Annotated in this window: 17 protein-coding genes and 8 tRNA genes; 18 read left to right on the top strand and 7 right to left on the bottom strand. The window is 51.8% G+C overall.

Features of this window, described 5'->3' with window-relative positions; all coding sequences use genetic code 11:
- The first annotated feature begins 2 nt into the window (after window positions 1-2).
- From PGW97_RS12520 to PGW97_RS12510, 3 genes are all read left to right on the top strand, one after another.
- The gene (locus tag PGW97_RS12520; RefSeq protein ID WP_047887643.1) at window positions 3-815 is read left to right on the top strand and encodes a SirB1 family protein; all 813 of its coding nucleotides are present in this window, start codon (window positions 3-5) and stop codon (window positions 813-815) included.
- A 31-nt stretch (window positions 816-846) separates the two neighbouring features.
- On the top strand, window positions 847-1,701 hold the full coding sequence (gene kdsA / locus PGW97_RS12515; protein ID WP_207103494.1) for a 3-deoxy-8-phosphooctulonate synthase: 855 nt from the start codon (window positions 847-849) through the stop codon (window positions 1,699-1,701).
- 365 nt (window positions 1,702-2,066) lie between these two features.
- Window positions 2,067-3,323 (top strand): serine/threonine protein kinase, encoded by a 1,257-nt coding sequence (locus tag PGW97_RS12510; RefSeq protein WP_047887644.1) that lies wholly within the window; start codon window positions 2,067-2,069, stop codon window positions 3,321-3,323.
- A gap of 485 nt (window positions 3,324-3,808) precedes the next feature.
- Here the strand turns inward: PGW97_RS12510 and PGW97_RS12505 are convergent, their stop codons facing one another.
- Window positions 3,809-5,692, bottom strand: a complete 1,884-nt coding sequence (locus PGW97_RS12505) for a methyl-accepting chemotaxis protein (RefSeq protein ID WP_273857441.1) — start codon at window positions 5,690-5,692, stop codon at window positions 3,809-3,811.
- A 35-nt stretch (window positions 5,693-5,727) separates the two neighbouring features.
- Between PGW97_RS12505 and PGW97_RS12500 the strand changes: the two genes are divergently transcribed.
- The 6 genes from PGW97_RS12500 (at window position 5,728) to PGW97_RS12475 (ending at window position 11,935) form a co-directional block, all read left to right on the top strand.
- Window positions 5,728-5,928: a hypothetical protein gene (locus PGW97_RS12500; RefSeq protein ID WP_273857440.1), complete on the top strand. Its 201-nt coding sequence runs from the start codon at window positions 5,728-5,730 to the stop codon at window positions 5,926-5,928.
- A 248-nt stretch (window positions 5,929-6,176) separates the two neighbouring features.
- Window positions 6,177-7,538 (top strand): Na+/H+ antiporter NhaC family protein, encoded by a 1,362-nt coding sequence (locus tag PGW97_RS12495; RefSeq protein WP_273857439.1) that lies wholly within the window; start codon window positions 6,177-6,179, stop codon window positions 7,536-7,538.
- A gap of 355 nt (window positions 7,539-7,893) precedes the next feature.
- A complete protein-coding gene (gene ushA / locus PGW97_RS12490; RefSeq protein ID WP_273857438.1) occupies window positions 7,894-9,564 on the top strand; it encodes a bifunctional UDP-sugar hydrolase/5'-nucleotidase UshA in 1,671 nt (556 codons plus the stop codon).
- A gap of 114 nt (window positions 9,565-9,678) precedes the next feature.
- Window positions 9,679-10,155: a Cys-tRNA(Pro) deacylase gene (gene ybaK / locus PGW97_RS12485; RefSeq protein ID WP_047887649.1), complete on the top strand. Its 477-nt coding sequence runs from the start codon at window positions 9,679-9,681 to the stop codon at window positions 10,153-10,155.
- A 45-nt stretch (window positions 10,156-10,200) separates the two neighbouring features.
- Window positions 10,201-11,127 (top strand): LysR family transcriptional regulator, encoded by a 927-nt coding sequence (locus tag PGW97_RS12480; protein ID WP_273857437.1) that lies wholly within the window; start codon window positions 10,201-10,203, stop codon window positions 11,125-11,127.
- Between the two features lie 193 nt (window positions 11,128-11,320).
- On the top strand, window positions 11,321-11,935 hold the full coding sequence (locus PGW97_RS12475; RefSeq protein ID WP_273857436.1) for a LysE family translocator: 615 nt from the start codon (window positions 11,321-11,323) through the stop codon (window positions 11,933-11,935).
- An 84-nt stretch (window positions 11,936-12,019) separates the two neighbouring features.
- On the opposite strand, the gene smrA is transcribed toward PGW97_RS12475, so the two are convergent.
- Together smrA and PGW97_RS12465 are read right to left on the bottom strand one after the other, a co-directional pair.
- Complete coding sequence (gene smrA, locus PGW97_RS12470) at window positions 12,020-12,601, bottom strand: DNA endonuclease SmrA (RefSeq protein WP_047887651.1); 582 nt, start codon at window positions 12,599-12,601, stop codon at window positions 12,020-12,022.
- Window positions 12,602-12,731: 130 nt separating this feature from the next.
- Entirely contained in the window at window positions 12,732-12,872 is a 141-nt protein-coding gene (locus PGW97_RS12465) for a DUF3149 domain-containing protein (protein WP_047887652.1), read from the bottom strand.
- Between the two features lie 425 nt (window positions 12,873-13,297).
- Here PGW97_RS12465 and PGW97_RS12460 point away from each other — a divergent pair.
- The 8 genes from PGW97_RS12460 (at window position 13,298) to PGW97_RS12425 (ending at window position 14,259) form a co-directional block, all read left to right on the top strand.
- Window positions 13,298-13,374 (top strand) — tRNA-Pro (locus PGW97_RS12460).
- A gap of 39 nt (window positions 13,375-13,413) precedes the next feature.
- Window positions 13,414-13,513: transfer RNA gene (locus tag PGW97_RS12455), tRNA-OTHER, on the top strand.
- A gap of 40 nt (window positions 13,514-13,553) precedes the next feature.
- A tRNA-Pro gene (locus PGW97_RS12450) sits at window positions 13,554-13,630 on the top strand.
- Between the two features lie 39 nt (window positions 13,631-13,669).
- Window positions 13,670-13,769, top strand: a tRNA-OTHER gene (locus PGW97_RS12445).
- A gap of 40 nt (window positions 13,770-13,809) precedes the next feature.
- Window positions 13,810-13,886 (top strand) — tRNA-Pro (locus PGW97_RS12440).
- Between the two features lie 39 nt (window positions 13,887-13,925).
- Window positions 13,926-14,025, top strand: a tRNA-OTHER gene (locus PGW97_RS12435).
- Between the two features lie 40 nt (window positions 14,026-14,065).
- Window positions 14,066-14,142: transfer RNA gene (locus PGW97_RS12430), tRNA-Pro, on the top strand.
- Between the two features lie 40 nt (window positions 14,143-14,182).
- A tRNA-Pro gene (locus tag PGW97_RS12425) sits at window positions 14,183-14,259 on the top strand.
- A gap of 102 nt (window positions 14,260-14,361) precedes the next feature.
- On the opposite strand, the gene PGW97_RS12420 is transcribed toward PGW97_RS12425, so the two are convergent.
- Window positions 14,362-15,243, bottom strand: coding sequence for a TraB/GumN family protein (locus PGW97_RS12420; protein WP_273857435.1), 882 nt, complete (start codon window positions 15,241-15,243; stop codon window positions 14,362-14,364).
- A gap of 217 nt (window positions 15,244-15,460) precedes the next feature.
- A complete protein-coding gene (locus PGW97_RS12415) occupies window positions 15,461-18,493 on the bottom strand; it encodes a cation transporter (RefSeq protein WP_273857434.1) in 3,033 nt (1,010 codons plus the stop codon).
- Window positions 18,494-18,770: 277 nt separating this feature from the next.
- Between PGW97_RS12415 and cueR the strand changes: the two genes are divergently transcribed.
- Complete coding sequence (gene cueR, locus PGW97_RS12410) at window positions 18,771-19,166, top strand: Cu(I)-responsive transcriptional regulator (protein ID WP_047887429.1); 396 nt, start codon at window positions 18,771-18,773, stop codon at window positions 19,164-19,166.
- Window positions 19,167-19,334: 168 nt separating this feature from the next.
- Here the strand turns inward: cueR and PGW97_RS12405 are convergent, their stop codons facing one another.
- A complete protein-coding gene (locus PGW97_RS12405; RefSeq protein WP_273857433.1) occupies window positions 19,335-20,192 on the bottom strand; it encodes a co-chaperone YbbN in 858 nt (285 codons plus the stop codon).
- Window positions 20,193-20,736: 544 nt separating this feature from the next.
- The gene (locus PGW97_RS12400; RefSeq protein WP_047887427.1) at window positions 20,737-21,564 is read right to left on the bottom strand and encodes an SDR family oxidoreductase; all 828 of its coding nucleotides are present in this window, start codon (window positions 21,562-21,564) and stop codon (window positions 20,737-20,739) included.
- Window positions 21,565-21,573: the final 9 nt, after the last annotated feature.

Genomic DNA, 21,573 nt, shown 5'->3' with positions numbered 1-21,573 from the left:
CCATGTTTCATTATACCGAACAAGAATTAGCACACATGCCTCTGGTTGAAGGGGCCATTGAAGTGACGGCGGCGGTGGATCCTTCCTTTCCTGCCGGTTGGGTAAAAGTGCAACTGGATCGGCTGGCTCAAGAGGCTGAAGAGGCACTACTGGATGAACCGAATGCCTCGCTGCGCCTTGATGGACTCATTCGCCTGTTTTACCGCGAGTGGGGATTCCGAGGCGATCACGAGCAGTATTTTTCTTCCGATAACGTCTTTCTGGATAAGGTGCTGGAGCGCCGGAAAGGGATCCCGGTCAGTCTGGGCGCGATTTTCCTGTATCTGGCGGATAAGCTGGAACTGCCGGTACGCGGCGTCGGATTTCCGACCCAGTTTGTCCTGAAAGTTGAGTGGTATGACGCGGAACCGCAGTTTATTAATCCGTTTGACGGTGAATACCTCAGCAAGCGAGTGATGGGAGCCTGGCTGAAGGGGCATCGCGGCCCGTTCAGCGAGCTGCGCAGCGAGTATTTCAATACCGCTGAGACCATTGATATTCTGGCCCGCTGGCTGACCGTTATGAAAAGCGCGTTGCTGCGTGAAGGACTGTTTACCGAAGCCCTGCGTTGCAGTGATGTGGTGCTGGACGCCTTCCGGCCGGGTGATCCCCATGAAATCCGTGATCGCGGCTATATTTATCAGCAGCTGGAATGCAGTCATGCTGCGGCCATGGATTATGAATATTTTATTGAGCAATGCCCTGAAGATCCGGCAGCAGAGCTGCTGAAGCTGCAAGTGGCAGAACTCCACAAAGAGCCGTTGACTCTGCACTGAGCAGGGTGGGCGAAGAGAAAAAAGAGAGATGATGATGGAACAGAAAGTTGTTCGCGTTGGCGATATTGATGTCGCTAATGACAAGCCATTTGTCCTGTTTGGTGGTATGAACGTACTGGAATCACGCGATTTAGCGATGCGAATCTGTGAAAAGTACGTTGAAGTGACGGACAAACTGGGTATTCCTTACGTCTTCAAAGCCTCGTTTGATAAAGCGAACCGTTCATCCGTTCACTCTTACCGTGGTCCGGGCATGGAAGAAGGCCTGAAGATTTTCCAGGAACTGAAGGATACCTTCGGCGTTAAAATCATCACGGATATTCATGAGCAGTACCAGGCGCAGCCTGTTGCCGACGTGGTTGATGTGATCCAGTTGCCTGCTTTTCTGGCCCGTCAGACAGACCTGGTGGAAGCGATGGCGAAAACCGGCGCGGTAATTAACGTGAAGAAACCTCAGTTCATGAGCCCGGGTCAAGTTGGCAACATCGTGGAAAAATTCGCAGAGTGCGGCAATGAGCAGATCATCCTGTGTGAGCGTGGGGTACTGCACGGATACGATAACCTGATTGTGGACATGCTGGGCTTTGGCGTAATGAAAAAAGCATCTAAGGGCAGCCCAATCATCTTTGACGTGACCCATGCTCTGCAATGTCGCGATCCTTTGGGAGCCGCGTCCGGTGGTCGCCGTGATCAGACTATTGATCTGGCGTTTTCTGGTCTGGCGACAAGAATTGCCGGTCTGTTTATGGAAGCACACCCGAATCCTGATCAGGCGCGCTGTGATGGCCCGTCTGCCTTCCCACTGGATAAGTTGGAAGCCTTCCTGTCTCAGGCAAAACAGCTGGATGACATGATCAAGAGCTTTGAGCCTATAGACATCCAATAAGTCGAGTGGCTATACCATATAAAATACCCCTGCGGTTACCGTCAGGGGTATTTTTTTGTCTGTTTGTAGTGAAATCTGCTATGCCATTGATTTAGATCAATGTGAAGCATAATGTGCATTTTGTTTGATAACTTTGCACTAGGCAGGATTTATTGTAAAAATTAAAAAGTGTAAAATTTCGTACTTTAACTCTGTTATATTTGGTTTTATTGGAGTTTTATTCTTATGAAATTCATTTAAATCGACATGAAAATCTATTTGTTAATGGTTTTTTAAGTGATATGTGTTAGCTTGTTGCTTTGAGAATTTCATACTGGATATGCATACTCACAGCCGATTAATATGCTGAATGGATAGGTGGTTGCGTGTCTATATCTCAAATTACGCAGGAAGCGATTTCTGAGCAACAAGTAAGCCGTTGGACGAAACACGATACAAGCTGGATGTTGAGCTTGTTTGGTACGGCTGTTGGAGCGGGAATTCTGTTCCTGCCAATTAATATTGGTATCGGTGGTTTCTGGTCACTGATTATTATGGCTGTTCTGGCCGGTCCGATGACGTTTCTGGCTCACCGTGGCTTGGCGCGTTTTGTACTTTCATCATCTCGTCGCGATGCAGATTTTACCGATGTGGTAGAAGAGCACTTCGGTAAAAGTGCAGGACGAATGATTTCAATGCTGTATTTCCTGTCCATTTTCCCGATTCTTTTGATTTACGGCGTGGGTCTGACTAACACAGTAGACAGTTTCGTGGTCAACCAGATGGGCTGGGAAAGCCCTAACCGTGTGCTGCTGTCTGGCGTACTGGTGTTTGGCATGATTTCGATCATGATGGCCGGTGAGAAAGTGATGCTGCGTTCGTTCGAGCTGATCGTTTACCCGCTGGCTGCAATTCTGGCTGGCTTGTCTCTGTATCTGATCCCGAACTGGCAGATGCCGCACATGGCAATGGATGTCGATTTGGGCCAGTTTACGCATACCCTGTGGTTAGCTATCCCGGTGACCGTGTTTGCCTTTAGCCACGCGGCCGCGATTTCGAGCTTCACCCACGCTCAGCGCCGTCAGTACGGTGATCAGGCGCAGCCTAAATCGGAGCAGATCCTGAAACGTACCTCGGTAATGCTGATTTCGTTTGTGCTTTTCTTTGTCTTCTCATGTGTACTGAGCCTGACGCCAGAGCAACTGACAGAAGCGAAAATGCAAAACGTGTCGGTACTGTCATATCTGGCTAATGTGAACGATAGCCCGTTCATTGTTGCCCTGGGTCCAATCATTGCTTTTATCGCGATCACTTCTTCTTTCCTGGGTCACTTCCTGGGGGCACGTGAAAGCCTGAACGGCATGATGCAAAAGCAGCTGTCATGGTCGGCAGGGACTATCGACAAAGTCGGCATCGTCTTTATGTTCCTGGCTATCTGGGGCGCGTCAATCATGAACCCGAGCATTCTGGGTATGATGGAAGCGCTGTCTGGCCCGGTTATCGCGATGATTCTGTTCCTGATGCCAATGATTGCGGTATTCAAGGTTGAGTCACTGAAGCGCTACCGCGGCAATGCCAGCACTTACTTTATTATGCTGATGGGGGCACTGGCGGTTACCGGTCTGCTGTTCAGCATGATCTAACCTGGCGCTACTGACTGCGATAAACGAAAAAGGCTTGCCGGTAGGCAGGCCTTTTTTATCATTTCTACTCAGTACTCAGTACTCAGTACTCAGTACTCAGTACTCAGTACTCAGCACTCAGCACCCCCGAATGTCTGTGGGTTGCGGTGCGGGGAGAAGATCAGGCGAGGGGCTCGCGTGAGTTTTTATTACTTGAATTCTTAATACTGAAGTAAAGCCTTTCGCCGTTTACAAGTGAGCAGATGATAAGGGCGCAACACAGGAACAACCCAATAGGCCATAGCTTCGGGGGTAAAACCGGCGCGGAGGAATAAACCTTCAGTGCAGGTGATGCATTCTGCAGGGGTATTCGAAATACGGTAAAAGGAACAGAGGCTGACGGTATGCATGGGGATGTTTCTTGCCCGGCAAAAGATAAAAAAACCGCCTTCGAGAAGGCGGTTTGTCCGTTGTTCATTGCTGCTGTTGTCAGCTGACGGCAGAAGTTACAGCTTAAAGCGGCTGATTTCCTGATGCAGCTGGTGGGATAGCTCCGACAGCTCGGCTGCTTGTTTCGCAGCTTCGCCAGCTTCCACGGCCAGTTCATTGGACACATCGCGGATCCCTTCGGTATTACGGGTGATCTCAGCGGTTACAGAAGACTGCTCTTCTGCCGCCGATGCGATTTGGGTGGCCATATCACTGATATTGGTCACTGCCGAGTTGATTTGCGACAGGCTGGCTGACGCGGCATTGGCATCATCCACACTGGTTTCCGCCAGACGACGACTGTCTTCCATAATGCCTACCGCACGCCCTGTGGTCTGCTGCAGGGTTTCAATCATCTGCTGGATTTCCTGCGTAGAGGCGTGGGTGCGCTGGCTCAGAACTCGCACTTCGTCTGCAACGACAGCAAAACCACGTCCCTGCTCACCGGCACGGGCCGCTTCAATGGCCGCATTAAGTGCCAGCAGGTTTGTTTGCTCTGCAATGTCCTGAATGGTCGACAAAATGGTGTTGATGCTCTGAGCGTGCGTGTTCAGTTCGCCAATCACACCCGTCGCCGTGTCCACTTCCGTCGCCAGGCTGGTGATAGAGTGCTGGCTTTGGCCGACCTGCGTGGCACCATGCTCGGAAACCTGCACGGTTTCACCCGCAGTGCGAGCAGTGTTGTCGGCATTACCGGCAATCTCCTGTGTTGCCGCCGCCATTTCGTTAATCGCAGTGGCAACCATATTGATCTCATCCTGCTGATGCTGGATGCGGGTGCTGCGCTCTTCCGCCTGCGAGGCGGTGACATGCGCCTGCTGGGTAAGGGCATTGGAAACGTCATTCAGGGTCGAAACCATGCTGTGCATGTTGCCTACGAAACGGTTGAAGTTATGTGCCAGCTGGCCGACTTCATCATCGCTGCGTGGCTCCAGACGCTGAGTCAGGTCACCTTCGCCAGTTGCAATTTCAGCCAGTGCGTCAGACACGCGTGCCAGATCCCGGAACAGGTAACCGACCAGTGCTGCGACTGCCCCTACCACAATCAGAGTGATTACGATGGAGGTAATAATCAGCTGGCGCAGCAGTGCCGTGTGTGCGGCTTCTTCTGTCGCACGATCCATTTCCAGGCCCAGAATCCAGTCAGTATCCGGAACTTGGCTGAAGTAGAATAGCTTCTCTTTACCATCAATGATGGCTGACTGGATTTCGCCGCTGCGGGTGGCCGCTTTGATCGACTCCATGGTCAACTGATTCGTGAAGCGGTTGATTGGCTGTAGGATCAGAGATTCATTCGGATGGGCAAGAAACGTGTTGTCCTGCTGATTGATCAGCATTGCGTAGGCGTTGGTGCCCACATCCAGGTTGATCACGTCGTTGATCAGTTGATCAATCAGAACGTCTGCGCCGACCACACCGACCATTGAACCTCGCTTCATTACAGGTTCTGCAATGGTAACCAGCAGGGCGTTGGTGATGGCATCGCGGTATGCGGTGGTGATGAGCTGTTTGCCAGCCGCTTGAGCATCACGATACCAGGGACGGGTGCGAGGGTCATAATCTGCGCGGTTACGTTCCGGATGTGAACGGTACATGGCACCGGCAGGAGTACCAAAGAAGATGTCGTCAAACCCACCGGCTTTGCGGGCCTGCTGCAGGTAAGGGACGACGTCAGCTTCTTCACTGTAATCATTAAATGCGCTGGCAATATCACGGCGGATATTAACCCAGTTAGCAATGCCGTCACGGGCGGCACTGGCCAGACTGTCGGCGCGGGAATAAATTCCGTTTCGGGTTTGTTCAAAAAGTTGGTCTGCGGCGAGCCAGGTCAGTGCTGTTGCCATAACAACGACAGCTGACAGACTGGCTCCAATGAGCTTTTGTTTTAAGGATAGTGACATTTTTAATGTTCTCAACGGGTCAGGATGAGTGATGCGTGGCGGATTTTATAGCGGTTTATTACATGTTGCACGAAAAAGTGACATGTATTAAAGAATTTTATAAAACCGTGAAAAAGAATGACTTTTTATTGGCGGTGTTGTCTTTTGGTGTCAATGAATTGACCATTTTCGTGTGTCATGGCCGTGATTTGAACGCACTGCATGATTTAATAGCGACCACCTTCTTTGGGTATTAAGTGCCGTTGTTAAAACGGTTGAAGGGCTCACAAAAAATAAATGCGAGCGACGGTGAAAAGTTTCACCTTACCCATCAGCTATCTCTCATTACTATGAAACAGGAGGTATTGCGCGGCGTGAATACAATCTTGCCGTGATATTCTGCACAATCGTCTTTTTCTGGATGTTTAGACGTCTAGAAGTTGACACTGCCAGAGTGAAGCCTTAGGCTAGGCAAAATTTTTAGAAAAGATGTCCTGTAGTCATCATGCCAAATACAACACAACATACTTCGACGGAGCCGACGCCCTCGGCACTGCCGCTACTCCCTCTGGGAATATTCCTTGCGCTATTTATTGGTGTGGGGACTTATTTGACTCTGCAAGGTGTGGACTTTGCCTTTTACCAGTTACCGGCTCCAGTAGCCGCGTTACCAGCTATTGTGGTTGCGATCCTGCTGAGTAAGGAAAAGCTCAATAAAGCGATTGAACAATTCCTGCGTGGGGTAGGCCATGGCGATATTATGGCAATGTGTATGATCTACCTGCTTGCCGGTGCCTTTGCGGCAGTCGCGAAAGCAACGGGTGGGGTGGATGCGACGGTTAACCTCGGACTTTCTATGCTGCCGGCCAGCCTGATTCTGCCGGGCATTTTTGTGATTTCTGCTTTCATCGCGACAGCGATGGGAACGTCTATGGGCACCATTGCAGCGGTGGCTCCGGTTGCGCTGGGGATTGCGCAGGCGTCGGGAATGGATATTGCCCTGACCGCGGGTGTGGTACTCAGCGGCGCCATGTTCGGTGACAACCTGTCGATCATTTCAGATACCACGATTGCGGCGACCCGCTCTCAGGGCTGTCAGATGAAAGACAAGTTCCGTGAGAATATCCGTATTGCCCTGCCAGCGGCGTTGGCAGCGATCGTTCTGTTCCTGCTGAGCAGCACCCCAAGTGAGTTGCCGGCAACCTCGGAAGTGGAATGGCTGAAGGTGTTGCCTTACGTCACGATTCTGGTGCTGGCTGTGTCCGGCGTGAATGTGTTTGTGGTGCTGAGCCTGGGCATTGTGCTGGCGGGCGGTATCGGTCTGGTTTCACTGCCGGAGTACCAACTGGCCACGTTCGGTCAGGATATCTACAGCGGCTTTGGTAATATGCAGGAAATTTTCCTGCTGTCGATGATGATTGGCGGTATGGGGGAACTGATGCGCCAGCAAGGAGGCCTTGCTTTCTTGACTCAGCTGGTCAGCAAGATTATCCGGGTGTTCAGTAAGCAGCATACTCAGGGGGAAAACCTGCGTGCCAGTGAGCTGGGGATTGCCGGTCTGGTCAGTATGACCAATGTGTGTACGGCCAATAACACCGTTGCCATCATTGTGTCTGGCGGTGTTGCGCGTGAACTGGCGGAAGAAAATGGTGTGACGGCCCGTCGTTCGGCCAGCCTGCTGGATATCTTCTCTTGTGTGGTACAGGGTATCCTGCCATATGGCGCACAGGCTCTGTTGCTGGGCTCGGTGTTTGGTTTGTCACCGCTGGAAGTGGTCAGCCACTCTTACTACTGTTTCTTCCTGGCTCTGGCGGCTGTTGTGGCGGTATTCCTTCGCCACCAGTCACGCAACCTGGTTGTTGCATAAGTGATTGCTACAGGCCTTCATGCGATAGCGTAAGTACGCAGAAAAAGACAGAAATGACTCAAGCCTCCCGTCGTGGAGGCTTTTTTATGCTTGCTCTCTCAATATTTCAAAATGGAATGAGTGGTATAGTGATCTGGTCAACATATTGATGAAATCTATACAACAAGATTCATTAATTATTTTAAACTGACGCTCGTTATCTCCCTGTTTCTCCTTATTTTGCAGGCTTTTTTGATGCCTGTGCTTTCGTTTGTCTGCGTGACTGGCGCCAGAGCGCCCAGATCCACCGGAAAGGGGAGGTAGCGCCACAAGTGCGGTGATAAACCAGAACACAATTAGGATAAGGGATGCCCTCATGAAGCAACATTTCTTCGTCAAGACAGCATTGTCTGCTGTGATTCTTGCCACGCTGGCAGGCTGTGCCGGCCAGACTGATACAGCGCAGGGTTGGCAGGCCGACCAGACATACAAGCTGACCATCCTTCATACCAATGACCACCATGGCCGTTTCTGGCACAACCAAAACGGTGAGTACGGCATGGCGGCGCGTAAGACGCTGCTGGATCAGCTACGTGCTGACGTGGCCGCTGAGGGCGGAACAAGCTTGCTGCTGTCCGGTGGTGATATCAACACCGGGGTGCCGGAGTCAGATCTGCAAAATGCCGAGCCGGATTTTAAAGGCATGAATATGCTGGGCTATGACGCAATGGCGCTGGGGAACCACGAGTTTGATAACCCGATTAATGTGCTGCGTCAGCAGGAAGAGTGGGCTGAGTTCCCAATGCTGTCTGCCAACATTTATGACAAAACAACTGGCAAGCGCATGTTCCAGCCATACCAGATTTTTGAGCGCCAGGGCATCAAAATTGCGGTTATTGGCTTAACGACCGAAGATACGGCGAAGATCGGTAACCCAGAATACATTGGCGGCATCGATTTCCGCGATCCGAAAGAAGAAGCCAAAAAGCTGATTGCAGAGCTGAAAAAGACGGAAAACCCGGATGTGATTATTGCTGCGACGCACATGGGCCACTACGAAAACGGTAACCGGGGCGTCAATGCACCGGGGGATGTGGCACTGGCGCGCTTTCTGCCTGAAGGCGAACTGGACATGATCGTCGGCGGTCACTCTCAGGAACCCGTGTGCATGGAAGGCCCGAACATGTACAACAAGCAGTTCAAGCCTGGCGACGTCTGTAAGCCGGATCAGCAGAACGGTACCTGGATTGTGCAGGCGCACGAGTGGGGTAAATATGTAGGTCGTGCAGATTTTGAATTCCGCAACGGCGAATTGCAGATGGTGAGCTACGATCTGATCCCGGTTAACCTGAAAAAGAAAGTGCAGTTGGCTGATGGCAGCTCAAACCGTGTGTTCATTCAAAATGAAATCGCGCATGACCCATCAGTGAAAGCCTTCCTGCAACCTTATCAGGAGCGTGGTCAGGAAAAACTGAATGTGAAGATCGCTCAGTCAAACGGTAAGCTGGAAGGTGACCGTAATGTGGTGCGTTTTGAGCAGACGAACCTGGGTCGCCTGATTGCGGCATCGCATATGCAGCGTGCCAAAGCCGACTTTGCCGTGATGAACTCCGGCGGCGTGCGTGACTCTATTGCTTCTGGTGATATCACTTACAAAGATGTGCTGAAAGTGCAGCCGTTTGGCAATATTGTGACTTATACCGATATGAGCGGTGCAGAAGTGATGGACTACCTGAATGCCGTCGCAACCAAGCCGGTAGACTCTGGTGCTTACGCACAATTCTACGGTATCTCTATGACGGTACAGAATGGTAATGTGAGCAAAGTGTCGATTGGTGGCAAGCCGCTGGACATGAAGCAAACCTACCGCTTTACGGTTCCAAGCTTTAACGCTGCTGGCGGTGATGGTTACCCGAAACTGGCCGATCATCCGGGCTATGTGAACACTGGTTTTGTGGATGCCGAAGTTCTGAAAGAGTTCCTGGAAAACCACAGCCCAATCGATGTGAATTCGTTCGCGCCAAAAGGTGAAGTGGTTTACCTGTAAGTTTGCTTGAATCATCCGAAGCCCCGGCGATAGCTGGGGCTTTTTTATGGGCGGCAGTTTTGTCTGTGCTCCGGTTGGGCTATAGTGAGGCTTTTGTGACGGAGCTAAAAGTTTATGACCCCAGCAATTAATCTGGCCAAGAAGAATAAAATTCCTCACACCATTCATCAGTACGATCATGATCCGGCGAATACCAATTTCGGGCTCGAAGCTGCCGAGGTCTTGGGGCAGGATCCTGATCGTGTCTTCAAAACGTTGCTGTTTGCCCTGAATGGCGATCAGAAAAAACTGGCGGTCGCGATTGTGCCGGTATCCGGGATGCTGGATCTGAAAGCGGCAGCAAAAGCGGCGGGCTGTAAAAAAGTCGAAATGGCAAATCCACAGATAGCAGAAAAAACAACTGGTTACATTGTAGGTGGGATCAGCCCGTTGGGCCAAAAGAAACGCTTACCGACGTTTCTTGATGCATCAGCCCAGGCATTTGACTCTATTTGTGTCAGTGCCGGACGTCGCGGACTGGAAATTGAGCTCGCACCGACGGATCTGCTGAGCCTGACCGGCGGCCAATTTGCCCCCTTGGGCAAAGATTGATCAGCTGAAGAGCAAACACGGCCAGTAAAAACGGAGAGCCAGCCATTGCTAAGCCAGATCAACCTGAATTTGTTGCGTACGCTGCAGGTCCTGATGGAAGAGTGCCATGTCAGTCGCAGCGCTGAGCGGCTGTGCCTGACTCAGTCAGCGGTCAGCCGCCAACTTAACCAACTGCGTGAGCTGTTTGCTGATCCGCTGTTAATTCGTGAAGGGAACCGGCTGTTACCCACGCCGAGAGGATTGCAGCTTAAGCTACAGGTGGATGCGATTCTGGAAGGTTGTGAGGCATTGCTGGCGGCTCCGAGTTTTGATCCTGAGCAGTGGCAAGGGCCGATGATCATGGCATCTTCCGACTATGTTGCTCAGTATATTCTGCCGGATATTGTTGAGCGGGTTCAGCGTCAGGCACCACGGCTGAACCTCAGCTACCGGCTTTGGTCTCCGGAACAGATCTCCCGGCTGGGAGAACTTGATATTCATTTGGTTTCGACGATGTTACCTGCCATACCAGACGGATTGTGCGGGGCCCAGATCGGTGCCGATTTTCCGGTGTGTGTGCTGCGCAGAGGCCATCCGCTAGCGTTGGCTCCTCGGCTGACACTCGATGACCTTGTGCGTTATCCGCACATGCGTGTCTCAGCCGGAGGTGACAAGGACAGCTTTGTCGAGCGGGAACTGTCCGCGCTGGGTTTGCAGCGTACCGTCAAATTTTCCGTTCCTTTCTTCAGTTCCGCTTTTCAGACCGTCAGTCGGACAGATATGTTGCTGGTGCTGCCTGAGCACATTGCCATGAATATGCAGACCTTATTTGATATTACCTACTGCCCGTTACCATTAACCACCCCCGAGCATCGGTACTGGCTGTTATGGCATCCTCGCTATGACGCCGACCCAGCGCATCGCTGGTTCCGTGAGCAGGTAATGGCAGTGATGCAAAGCTCGATGTATTCCATTCAGCCTCGCGTGTATTAACGCAAGCATTCAGTCATCCACAAGGGTTAAGTCTGTTTTTTCAAGCCGGTTTTTCACCTGGATATCTGGCCAGGGTAGCCTGAGAAAGTGAGCAAAACAGCGCTATGATTTGAAATCATAACCTTAATGATTTCTTTTGATTTCACAGAATACCTTGGCGTTGCTACATTTTTGGCAATACAAGGAGAATCTTATGACATTCAGTATCTGGCTTTCACTATTAATGATTTGCATGCTTGGTGCCATGTCCCCGGGCCCGAGCCTGGCTGTGGTGGCTCAGCACAGTCTGGCAGGCGGCCGCTTACACGGCGTGGTAACATCTTGGGCACACGCTGCAGGTGTCGGCATCTATGCGTTGTTGACCTTGTTGGGTTTGGCTGTGGTACTGAAGCAATCACCGACCCTGTTTCAGGTGATGACATATGCGGGAGCCGCGTATCTTGCGTATCTCGGTTTTAACGCACTGCGTTCAAAAGGTGGCGTGGCGGCGAAGCTGGCTGCCGGTGAGCCGAGCAGTTTGCTGGTAGCGGCGCGCGATGGAGCCATGATTTCTCTGCTGAATCCGAAGCTGGCTCTGTTTTTCCTGGCTCTGTTCAGCCAGTTTGTGGCTGTCGGGACAGAACTGTCCAGCCGGGCGATAATAGTGGCCACACCACTGCTGGTGGACGGATTGTGGTACACCCTGATTGCATTTGTGCTGTCTAACCCTCGGGTGCTGGATAAACTTCGCATGAAAGCGCAGCTCATTGACCGTCTGTCAGGGGTTGTATTGATTCTGCTGGCTATGCGGGTGGTTGTTCAGGCCTGAGAAACAACCCGGGGAATACCCAATGTATTAAAAAAGGAGCCACAGGCTCCTTTTGTTTTTCGCAATATGCACAAGAAATACGGATTAACCTTGGCGCTTGCTATGTCGCTCGCGGTTTTCCAGCTTACGCTCCGGGCTTTTTTTCAGCATCACGTATAAGGCACCATTGCCGCCATGCTGGCGGAGCGCTGAGTGAAAACACATCACATCCGTGATTTGTTCGAGCCAGGTGGCAACAAAGCTCTTCATCATGGCCGGTGGATTTGACTTTTCCCCTTTGCCATGAACAATGATGACTGTGCGAATGTCCATCCGCTGGCACTGACGCAGGAAATTCAATACTTCCTCGCGGGCTTCTTTCAACGATTTCCGGTGTAAATCCAGACGCGCCTGAAGATCGTACTTTCCTAAACGAAGTTTACGAAAAACGCCGTCCTGAACGCCGGAACGCTTAAACTCGACCATATCATCAGGTTTGAGCATTTTGGCATAATCTAGGGAAAGGTATTCAGGGTCACTATCGGATAGGGTTTGCGCGGCCAGTCGTCGGGCGAGTTGGGCCTCCGATACCTGGTGCTTTTGTGTGACCTGAACTTTGTCCTGCGCCAGCGGGGCAACGTCGGCCATCATCTCCCGAAAGAGATCAAATTCATTATTCTCTGACATGGTGTTTCAAGATTGGAGACTCATGACCTGAGTATACCAATTTCGAGCGGCGGGTATAGCGGGGAAAAGAAATCCAGGGTCATCACCGACTGTCTGACCCTGGCGCAAGCAAAAGACTTTGCAAATGGCTCTAGTGAGGAGATGGTGCAGTCAAGACTTTGTAAACAAAGTAACCGCCGTAAAACAACATTAATCCCAAGGCGCCGAAAATGACAATCATTGATGAAAGACCGACTGCATTACCAAATAAAAGCTCTAACCAGAAATCCATAGTCATTCCTTTTTGGTCGTGGGATAGTGGTTGTAAGATACTAATGCAACAGGGTTGTTATGATGATCTGGATCAATGGTGTTTTACATGTTTCACTCTTGTAGCCGCCTCTGCGTGTCTGATCACTTTTTCGGCGCAATTGCTAAATCAATAAGCAATTAAACAGGGAAACGGATAAAATTTACGGTTTCCCTCTTGCGTAATTTCTTGGCCTGAGTAATATAAGCCACCTCAGCAGCACAAGAGCTGTTGGCAAGTAAAGAGTTTACAAGGCTTTTTACTATGTCGGTGAATAGCGCAGTTTGGTGACGCATCCTGATTTTAGGAATAGCGGACCAGAGGGTCGGGGATTTCCCTAGACCTTGAATTGGCTTCTTCACCGACCACTTTTCAAGTGGCAGGTTTATGACGTGCCGCGACAATGTCGGTGAATAGCGCAGTTTGGTAGCGCATCTGGTTTGGGACCAGAGGGTCGGGGGTTCGAATCCCTCTTCACCGACCACTTTTCAAGTGGCAGGTTTATGACGTGCCGCGACAATGTCGGTGAATAGCGCAGTTTGGTGACGCATCCTGATTTTAGGAATAGCGGACCAGAGGGTCGGGGGTTTCCCAAGACCTTGAATTGGCCTCTTCACCGACCACTTTTCAAGTGGCAGGTTTTATGACGTGCCGCGACAATGTCGGTGAATAGCGCAGTTTGGTAGCGCATCTGGTTTGGGACCAGAGGGTCGGGGGTTCGAATCCCTCTTCACCGACCACTTTTCAAGTGGCAGGTTTATGACGTGCCGCGACAATGTCGGTGAATAGCGCAGTTTGGTGACGCATCCTGATTTTAGGAATAGCGGACCAGAGGGTCGGGGGTTTTCCAAGACCTTGAATTGGCCTCTTCATCGACCACTTTTCAAGTGGCAGGTTTTATGACGTGCCGCGACAATGTCGGTGAATAGCGCAGTTTGGTAGCGCATCTGGTTTGGGACCAGAGGGTCGGGGGTTCGAATCCCTCTTCACCGACCACTTTTCAAGTGGCAGGTTTATGACGTGCCGCGACAATGTCGGTGAATAGCGCAGTTTGGTGACGCATCCTGATTTTAGGAATAGCGGACCAGAGGGTCGGGGGTTTTCCAAGACCTTGAATTGGCCTCTTCATCGACCACTTTTCAAGTGGCAGGTTTTATGACGTGCCGCGACAATGTCGGTGAATAGCGCAGTTTGGTAGCGCATCTGGTTTGGGACCAGAGGGTCGGGGGTTCGAATCCCTCTTCACCGACCACTTTTCAAGTGGCAGGTTTTATGACGTGCTGCGACAATGTCGGTGAATAGCGCAGTTTGGTAGCGCATCTGGTTTGGGACCAGAGGGTCGGGGGTTCGAATCCCTCTTCACCGACCACTTATTTGAAAGCCTGCTCATAGAGCAGGCTTTTTTCGTTTCAGTGTTTAGGTCATAACGTTACAGCGTGCAGAGATAAATGTGCTAAACGTGTCTTTCGGGTTATGACGTGTATTTTTGTGTGGAAGGACAGATGGCCTTGGCGCTTTGAGTCAGCGGCTCAAGGGTAAACCCCTGATGACTCAGAAGGGCCGGGAGTCCCTGAGGGCCGAGTAAATGCATGGCACCGACCACGACCAGGTATTTGCCCGGCGGGTAGTACTCCGATGCCATCTGATTCGCCCAGTCTCGATTACGAGCATAGATCAGCAACTCATCCGTTTTGGCTGAGTAATGGCTGTCGTCAAAAATGCGTTGCAGCTGAGCCAGATCCCCCGCCTGCCAAGCCGAAATCATGCATTGCAATTGGCTTTCCAGTTGCTCCCATTCCCCTACGGTTGCCATTAACAGATCTTTGCCGTGGTCATCCAGCTGTTCCATCAGAGTGATTTGCTGCTGAACGCTTTCCAGTTCTTTGATGGGGAGTTGGTCTTTTTCTGCCCGACGTAACAACGTCATGTCGATACCGTGAGCCGGACTTAATCCTGCGTTGTCCGCCATTTTCATTTGCAGCTGAATGGCAGCTAGCCAGGGAGGGGATTTCAGCAGTGGCGTCACTTTCAATCCAGCTTTGCGGGCAGTGTCGAGCAAGGCCGTTTTTTCTTCGGTTGAGAGCAGGCTTTCAGTCAGAGGAATTGCGGGGTTAATCCGGGCCTGATTGGGAGCCAGAATGTTGGCTTCGACAACCAGAGCGTTGGCACTGCGCCAGTGGTTCAGGAAAGCTTGTGGCAGCGGGTACAGAGACGGGTGCCCGGCATGGATGGAACCCAGCAGGATAAACTGGCGTTGGGTATCCTGTGCCATCCAGACCAGAGGTTCAGCATGGCTCCAGCTACTGAAAACAGGCACAAGCAATAAGAGTTTAGAAAGTAACGACTTAAACATAGCAATCCTGAGGAAAAGGCGGATAACACAGTTATAACAGCTAACGAAGAGGCTCGCTAGACGAGAGCTTACTCAGAGAAAAACGGGGTTCAGGAAAGTAAATAGCCCTGTTCGGCAGTGGAAGCCGGACAGGGCCTGAAGGGACGTTATTGGCGGTCAGGATGGAGCCAGAACCACCAGATAATAAAAGCAATGGTTAGTATGCCGATGAGAGCGATCATTTGTGTTGCTCCTTATTGTCTGAGGTAGTACGAGGACGACCGTCCGGTGTGAACAATCGCAGTCGGTTGGCGTTACTGACCACCGTGATGGAAGACAGCGCCATCGCGGCACCGGCGATCACCGGGCTGAGCAAAGCGCCGGTAAACGGGAACAAAATACCGGCAGCAACAGGAATGCCCAAGGTGTTGTAAATAAAGGCACCAAACAAGTTTTGCTTCATGTTTTTCAGGGTGGCACGAGACAGCTGCAACGCATCGGCAACGCCGTGCAGCGAATGACGAACCAGTGTCAGCTGGGCACTTTCAATCGCTACATCACTGCCGCTACCCATGGCAATCCCGACTTCTGACTGGGCGAGGGCCGGAGCATCATTGATGCCGTCACCCACCATGGCCACTTTTTTCCCTTCAGCCTGAAGCGCTTGAATCTGGCTGGATTTACCATCCGGCAATACGCCCGCGATCACTGTGGTGATCCCTGCCTGAGCGGCAATCGCCTGTGCTGTCGATTTGATATCCCCGGTTAGCATGATGACCTCCAGCCCCATGGCCTGCAGGCGCTTGATCGCCTCGATGGAGTCATGGCGGAGCGGATCGCTGATACCAAGTAATCCTGCAAACTGATTCCCGACAGTCACAAAGATCGGAGTGATACCTTGCTGGCTGATTCGTTCGGCATCGTTAATGCCTGCCACGAAATCGACCTGATGTTGTTGCAAAAGCTTTTGATTGCCCAGCAGCAAATTCTGTCCGGCCACATCCCCTTCCACGCCAAAGCCGGGTTTGGCTGCAAAGTGGCCATGGGGCTGCAGAGGCAGGGAGTCTGCTTTGGCGGCATCCAGAATAGCCTTCGCCAGTGGGTGCTCGGAGCCTTGCTCTAACGATGCTGCCAGCGATAGCAGGGTCTCTCTGGTGTAGCCGTTGTAAGTCAGGCATTCCACCAGTTGGGGTTTTCCTTCGGTCAGGGTGCCGGTTTTATCCAGCACGACAGTGTCGACTTCAGCGGCCATTTGCAGCGCTTCAGCATTGCGGATGAGCACGCCGTATTCCGCAGCTCGTCCAACCCCGACGGTGACCGACATCGGAGTCGCCAGCCCCAGTGCACATGGGCAGGCAATAATTAACACCGTGGTGGCCGTAACCAGCATATAAATGGACGACGGCTCTGGGCCAAAGTAGTACCACACCATGGCCGTGATAACCGCGATGATCATTACCGATGGTACAAAGATCGACGAAATGGTATCAGCCAGTCTTGCCAGTGCCGGTTTACTGCTTTGGGCCTGACGGACCAAGTCGATAATGCGTGCCAGCATGGTGTCCCGGCCGATTTTTTCGGCCCGGAACAGCAGGGTACCGTTTTGGTTAATCGTACCGGCATGCAGGGTGTCCCCTTCGCGTTTGTGTGCGGGCAGCGGCTCACCGGTCAGCATGGATTCATCAATGTAGCTTTCGCCTTGTGTGATTGTTCCGTCTACAGGAATTCGGGCCCCTGGGTAGAGGCGCAGCAGCATCCCTTGTTGTACTTGCGCCAGCGGCACTTCCCGCTCTTCACCCTGCTCAACAATCACGGCGGTCTGGGGCTGGAGCTCCATCAGCTGTTCCAGCGCTTTTGAAGTGCGGCTGCGAGCACGTGCTTCCAAGGCATGTCCCAGAGTAATCAAACCGAGGATCATAGCAGAGGCTTCAAAATACACGTGACGTGCCTGATCTGGCAGTAAGTCCGGCACCAGTACAACAAACATTGAATACAGCCAGGCTGCTCCAGTACCTAATGCGACCAGAGTGTCCATGGTGGCACGGTGATGGCGAAACGCCTTCCAGGCATTAACGTAGAAATGGCGACCGGTGGTGACCAGCAGAGCAAGGGTCAGTAAGCCAATGGCTCCCCAGGCCAGTTGCTCAGAGGCTGAGGCGATCATCATACTGCCACCCAGTAGCCCCCATCCCATCATGGGAATACCAACAGCCAGGGCAATAAAGGCATTGCGCAGGTGGGTGCGATACAGCTGTTCGTTCTGAGCCTGCTGGCGCTGGCGGCGGGTTGCTTCATCTTCTGATAATTCGGCGCCGTAGCCGGCTTGGGTCACGGCTTCGATGATCTGTTCACTGTCCGCCGAGCCAGTGACCTGCGCCGTCCTCTCAGCCAGGTTGACCGTTGCCAGAGTGACGCCGGGAACGCTCAGAATGGCTTTTTCTACCGAGGCAACACAGCTGGCACAGGTCATGCCGGACAGCATGTATTGCTGGGCTGTTTGCAGGGATGCTTGCTGTGATGCTGGTTGAGCTGTTGGCGGTTTTTGTTGCTCTGACGGTTGAGCCATGGAGGCAGTGACAGGCTGTGAGTGTTCAGGTGCCGCCGCTTTCGCCGCATCAGCAACCGGATCTTGAGGAATGAAAGTAGGCGAAACCGAGTCAGCCGGCACAGCCTGGTAGCCTAAGGCTGTTATTAGTGAGATCACCGCTGGTGTATCCAGTGTGGTGGTAACGGTAGCCAAAGTTTTGGTGACGGAGAACTGGCTGATCTCAGGCTGCTCTGCCAGTGCTTTTTCAACTTTCGCGACACATTTACCACAGCTAAGCCCGCTGAGAGCCAAGGAGTGAGTGGCGGGGGCTGCATCGGAAGAGCCTTTTTCTGACCGTGGCACCTGATAACCAAGCGATTCGATCAGTGCAATTAATTCGTTTTCTGCCAAACGGGTGGTGGCTTTGAGGGATGTCTTGGTCACGTCGGCATTGCTCACCTGAGGATGCGCATCCAGGGCGGTCTTGACTTTGCTGACGCATTTTCCGCACGACAGACCGGCCAGTGGCAGGACAATTTCCCGGCCAGTGTCATAATCGACTTCGTACCCGAGTTGAGTAATCGCCTCGACAACGTCAGCCTCTTTCATCGAACCTCTGACCAACGCCTGTTGGGTATCAACATCAACAGATTCCACGCCGGGTAACTCGGTCAGCGCCGTTTTAATTTTGCCGGCACAGTTCATACACCGGACTTTTTTTAGGGGAAGAGTTAATTCAGCCATCATATAGCCTTGCTTGTCAGGTTAAAGCAATGCGTTTATCACAACACGCGCATTACTTGAGTCAATGCGTTTATCCATTACAAGTAATGATAAAGCTTCCATCAAGTGGAAGGTCAAGGAAGCGTGATAAAGAATTTTCATCATGGGTGCTTGAGGCTTTTTTCTGCGGTGTAGAGACAGTTTTTGCTGGTATGGTGACACTGACATTACGACTTGCGAACTGTCACAGTGAAGAGGCATACTGAATAAAACCTTCCATTAACTGTAAGGCAGAATGATGAACATCAGTGAAGTTGCTCAGCGTACGGGGCTGACCACCAAAACCATTCGATTTTATGAAGACAAAGGGGTGATATCGCCTCCGCTGCGGGCTGAAAATGGCTATCGCCAGTACAGTCGTCGGCATCTGGATGAGTTACTGCTGATCCGTCGCTCGCGGCTGGTCGGGTTTACGCTGGAAGAAAGCCGCGAGTTACTGGAGTTTTCCCGCGATCCCCATCGTCGCAGTGCGGATGTCAAAGCCAAAGCAGAGCAGAAGCTGCTGGAAATTGATGGAAAAATCCGGGAGTTGTTGGAAATGAAACAAACCCTGGAAGCATTGACCAAACAGTGTCCGGGCGATGAGGGCGCACGATGCCCGATTATTGATGGTCTGAGTCGTTGCGACGGCTAGCAAACAAGAAACAAACATCAGGAAAATAAAGATATCGCTTTAAGGGACAATAACCAAGAGCCGGGCTTGGCAAAGCGACCGGCTCAGGTTAGAACTGTCTTTGGTAAAGGGCTTCAGTCAGCCTTCAGGAGATGTCAGTCTCGGCTTTCGTCTGACCTGTTCAGCCGCTTAGTAAAGCAGGGCGTACAGCTGACGGCGGTACTTGCTGGCAATGGCGTTCCCCTGACCCAGAGCCGTAAGAATATCCATCATGGTTTTCTTGGCCGCGCCGTCGGCAAAGTTGATGTTTTTGCGTAGCAGTTTAAGCAATAATTCCAACGCCTCTTCGGTACGATCAACCTGGCTGTACTGAACGGCCAGTTCGAACGCAATCTCCTGATTCTCAGGCTCGGCTGCCAATTTTTCTTCCAACAGGCGAATTTCCGGGGAGTCACTGGCTTGTTTATGTAGCTCCAGCTTGGCAATCAGGCCTTTGAATTTAGCATCCTGATCCTGCATCGGGATGGTCGCCAGCAACAATTCAGCCTCATCAAACTGAGACGTCTCGAGCAGACACTCGGCCATCGCCAGATTGATCACACTGTTCTGCTCAAATTTCGCCGCCAGTTCGCGCAGAACCGGTAACGCTTCGTTGTATTGTTTTTCATCTACCTGTGCCAGGGCGTTTTTCAGTGCCAGCTCTTCCTGACTCGGCAGGTGTTTGCTCAGCATCTCACGCAGGCTTTGCTCCGTTTGCGGGCCGGCCGCGCCATCTACCGGCTGACCGTTTTTGAACAGGGCGACGGTTGGCAGGCTGCGCACGCCAAACTGACCGGCCACCATAGGTTGGGCCTCGCAGTTCAGGGTCACCAGCACGACTTGTCCCTGATAAGACGCCACAATGCGTTCCAGGAGGTGGTTTACTTCAGCCGTTTCCGGCATAGAGGATGCCCAGAAGCTGATTACAACCGGCGTCTGCATCGATTGCTCAATAACCTGGTGAAGGTTCTGCTCGTTCAATTCGATAGATACTTGTGGGTCATACATGGGTTCTTTTCACTCCCTGGGGAAAATGGCGATGCGCAGTGCTGAACACTATTCAGCTAACACGCTGTATTGAATATGTTATGGGGGAGTGACGTCAGAATTTCAAGGGAAAGAGAGCGGAAGATCACGTGGCGGAAGAGAAAACACACAAACTGAAAAGTGGAGAGCCTGGCTCTCCACTTTTCAGGAAAAGGTCAACAGCAGAGCGAGTGTCACACAGACACAGAGAAGATTAATTTGGCGCAATGTCATAACCACACCTTTTATTGTTCAAAACGCACTACAGACAAAAGTTCTTGGTAAGTCATTGGTACTAAGGGGCACTTCCTTTAACTTACCGGAACAGAATATCTGTATTCTGTGACACTAATATTACATTTTGTCTGTTTTTGATGTGGTTGGTACCCTTATTTTGTTTAATCCGGTGTTTTTAATGCTTAACTTTATAAAATCGCTGCCATTTTGTGCAGCGATGTCACGATATTGTGTGAATGAATATTCACTCAATTGCAATTCTGGGCTGCCCGGGCATTAAAGCGCTTGGTTAGGCACTTTTTTTCAGTAGGTTGTCGAGCCAACGACTGGGCAATACTCGCCGCAGAAAACCGAACAGATAGGTCGGCTGTGTGACGAAATAGCGGGCCTTGGGGGTGTCACTGTCGATGATGGCTTGCAAGGGTTTAAGCACGGCTTCTGCCCCCAGGGTGAAGCGGTTCGACGGTGAGGATTTGCCCAGCCGTTCCAGCGTTTGTTGATAGGTGCGATGGTGGCGGGAAGCAGTCATGTCGATGTGTTGTTCAAACTTGGCCTTGGCGTTGGCCCGGAACTGGCTTTCAATAGGACCGGGCTCAATCAGGCTGACATGCACGGGGGTATCGTCAAGTTCAAGACGCAGGGTATCGGTGTAGCCCTCTAATGCAAACTTACTGGCATTGTAGGCACCGCGGTATTTCATCGCGACCAGGCCCAGTACTGAGCTGTTCTGCACGATTTTTCCGCTTCCCTGACGGAGCATGACCGGAATAACAGCCCGAGTCAGGTGGTGCCAGCCAAACAGGTTGGTTGAGAACTGCTGGCGCAGGGCATCGGTCGGGAGATCTTCCAGGGCGCCGGGCTGGCCATAGGCGGCATTGTTAAACAGCACATCCAGTCGCCCTTCTGTAATCGCCAGCGTTTCGGCCAAACCTTGTTCAATTGACGTTTCGCTGTCCATATCAAGTTGGACACACTGTAGTCCCTCCTGTTTCAGACGCTCGACATCTTCCCGGCGACGGCAGCTGGCCACTACCTGATAACCTGCGCGATGCAGGGCATGGGCGCAGTGATAGCCAATGCCGCTACTGCACCCGGTTATTAAAATACTGATGGTCATGATTATTCC

Source organism: Photobacterium sp. GSS17, assembly GCF_028621875.1.
Classification (GTDB): Bacteria; Pseudomonadota; Gammaproteobacteria; order Enterobacterales; family Vibrionaceae; genus Photobacterium; species Photobacterium ganghwense.
The sequence above is the reverse complement of the archived record's forward strand: the minus strand, read 5'-3'. Positions and strand labels throughout refer to the sequence as shown.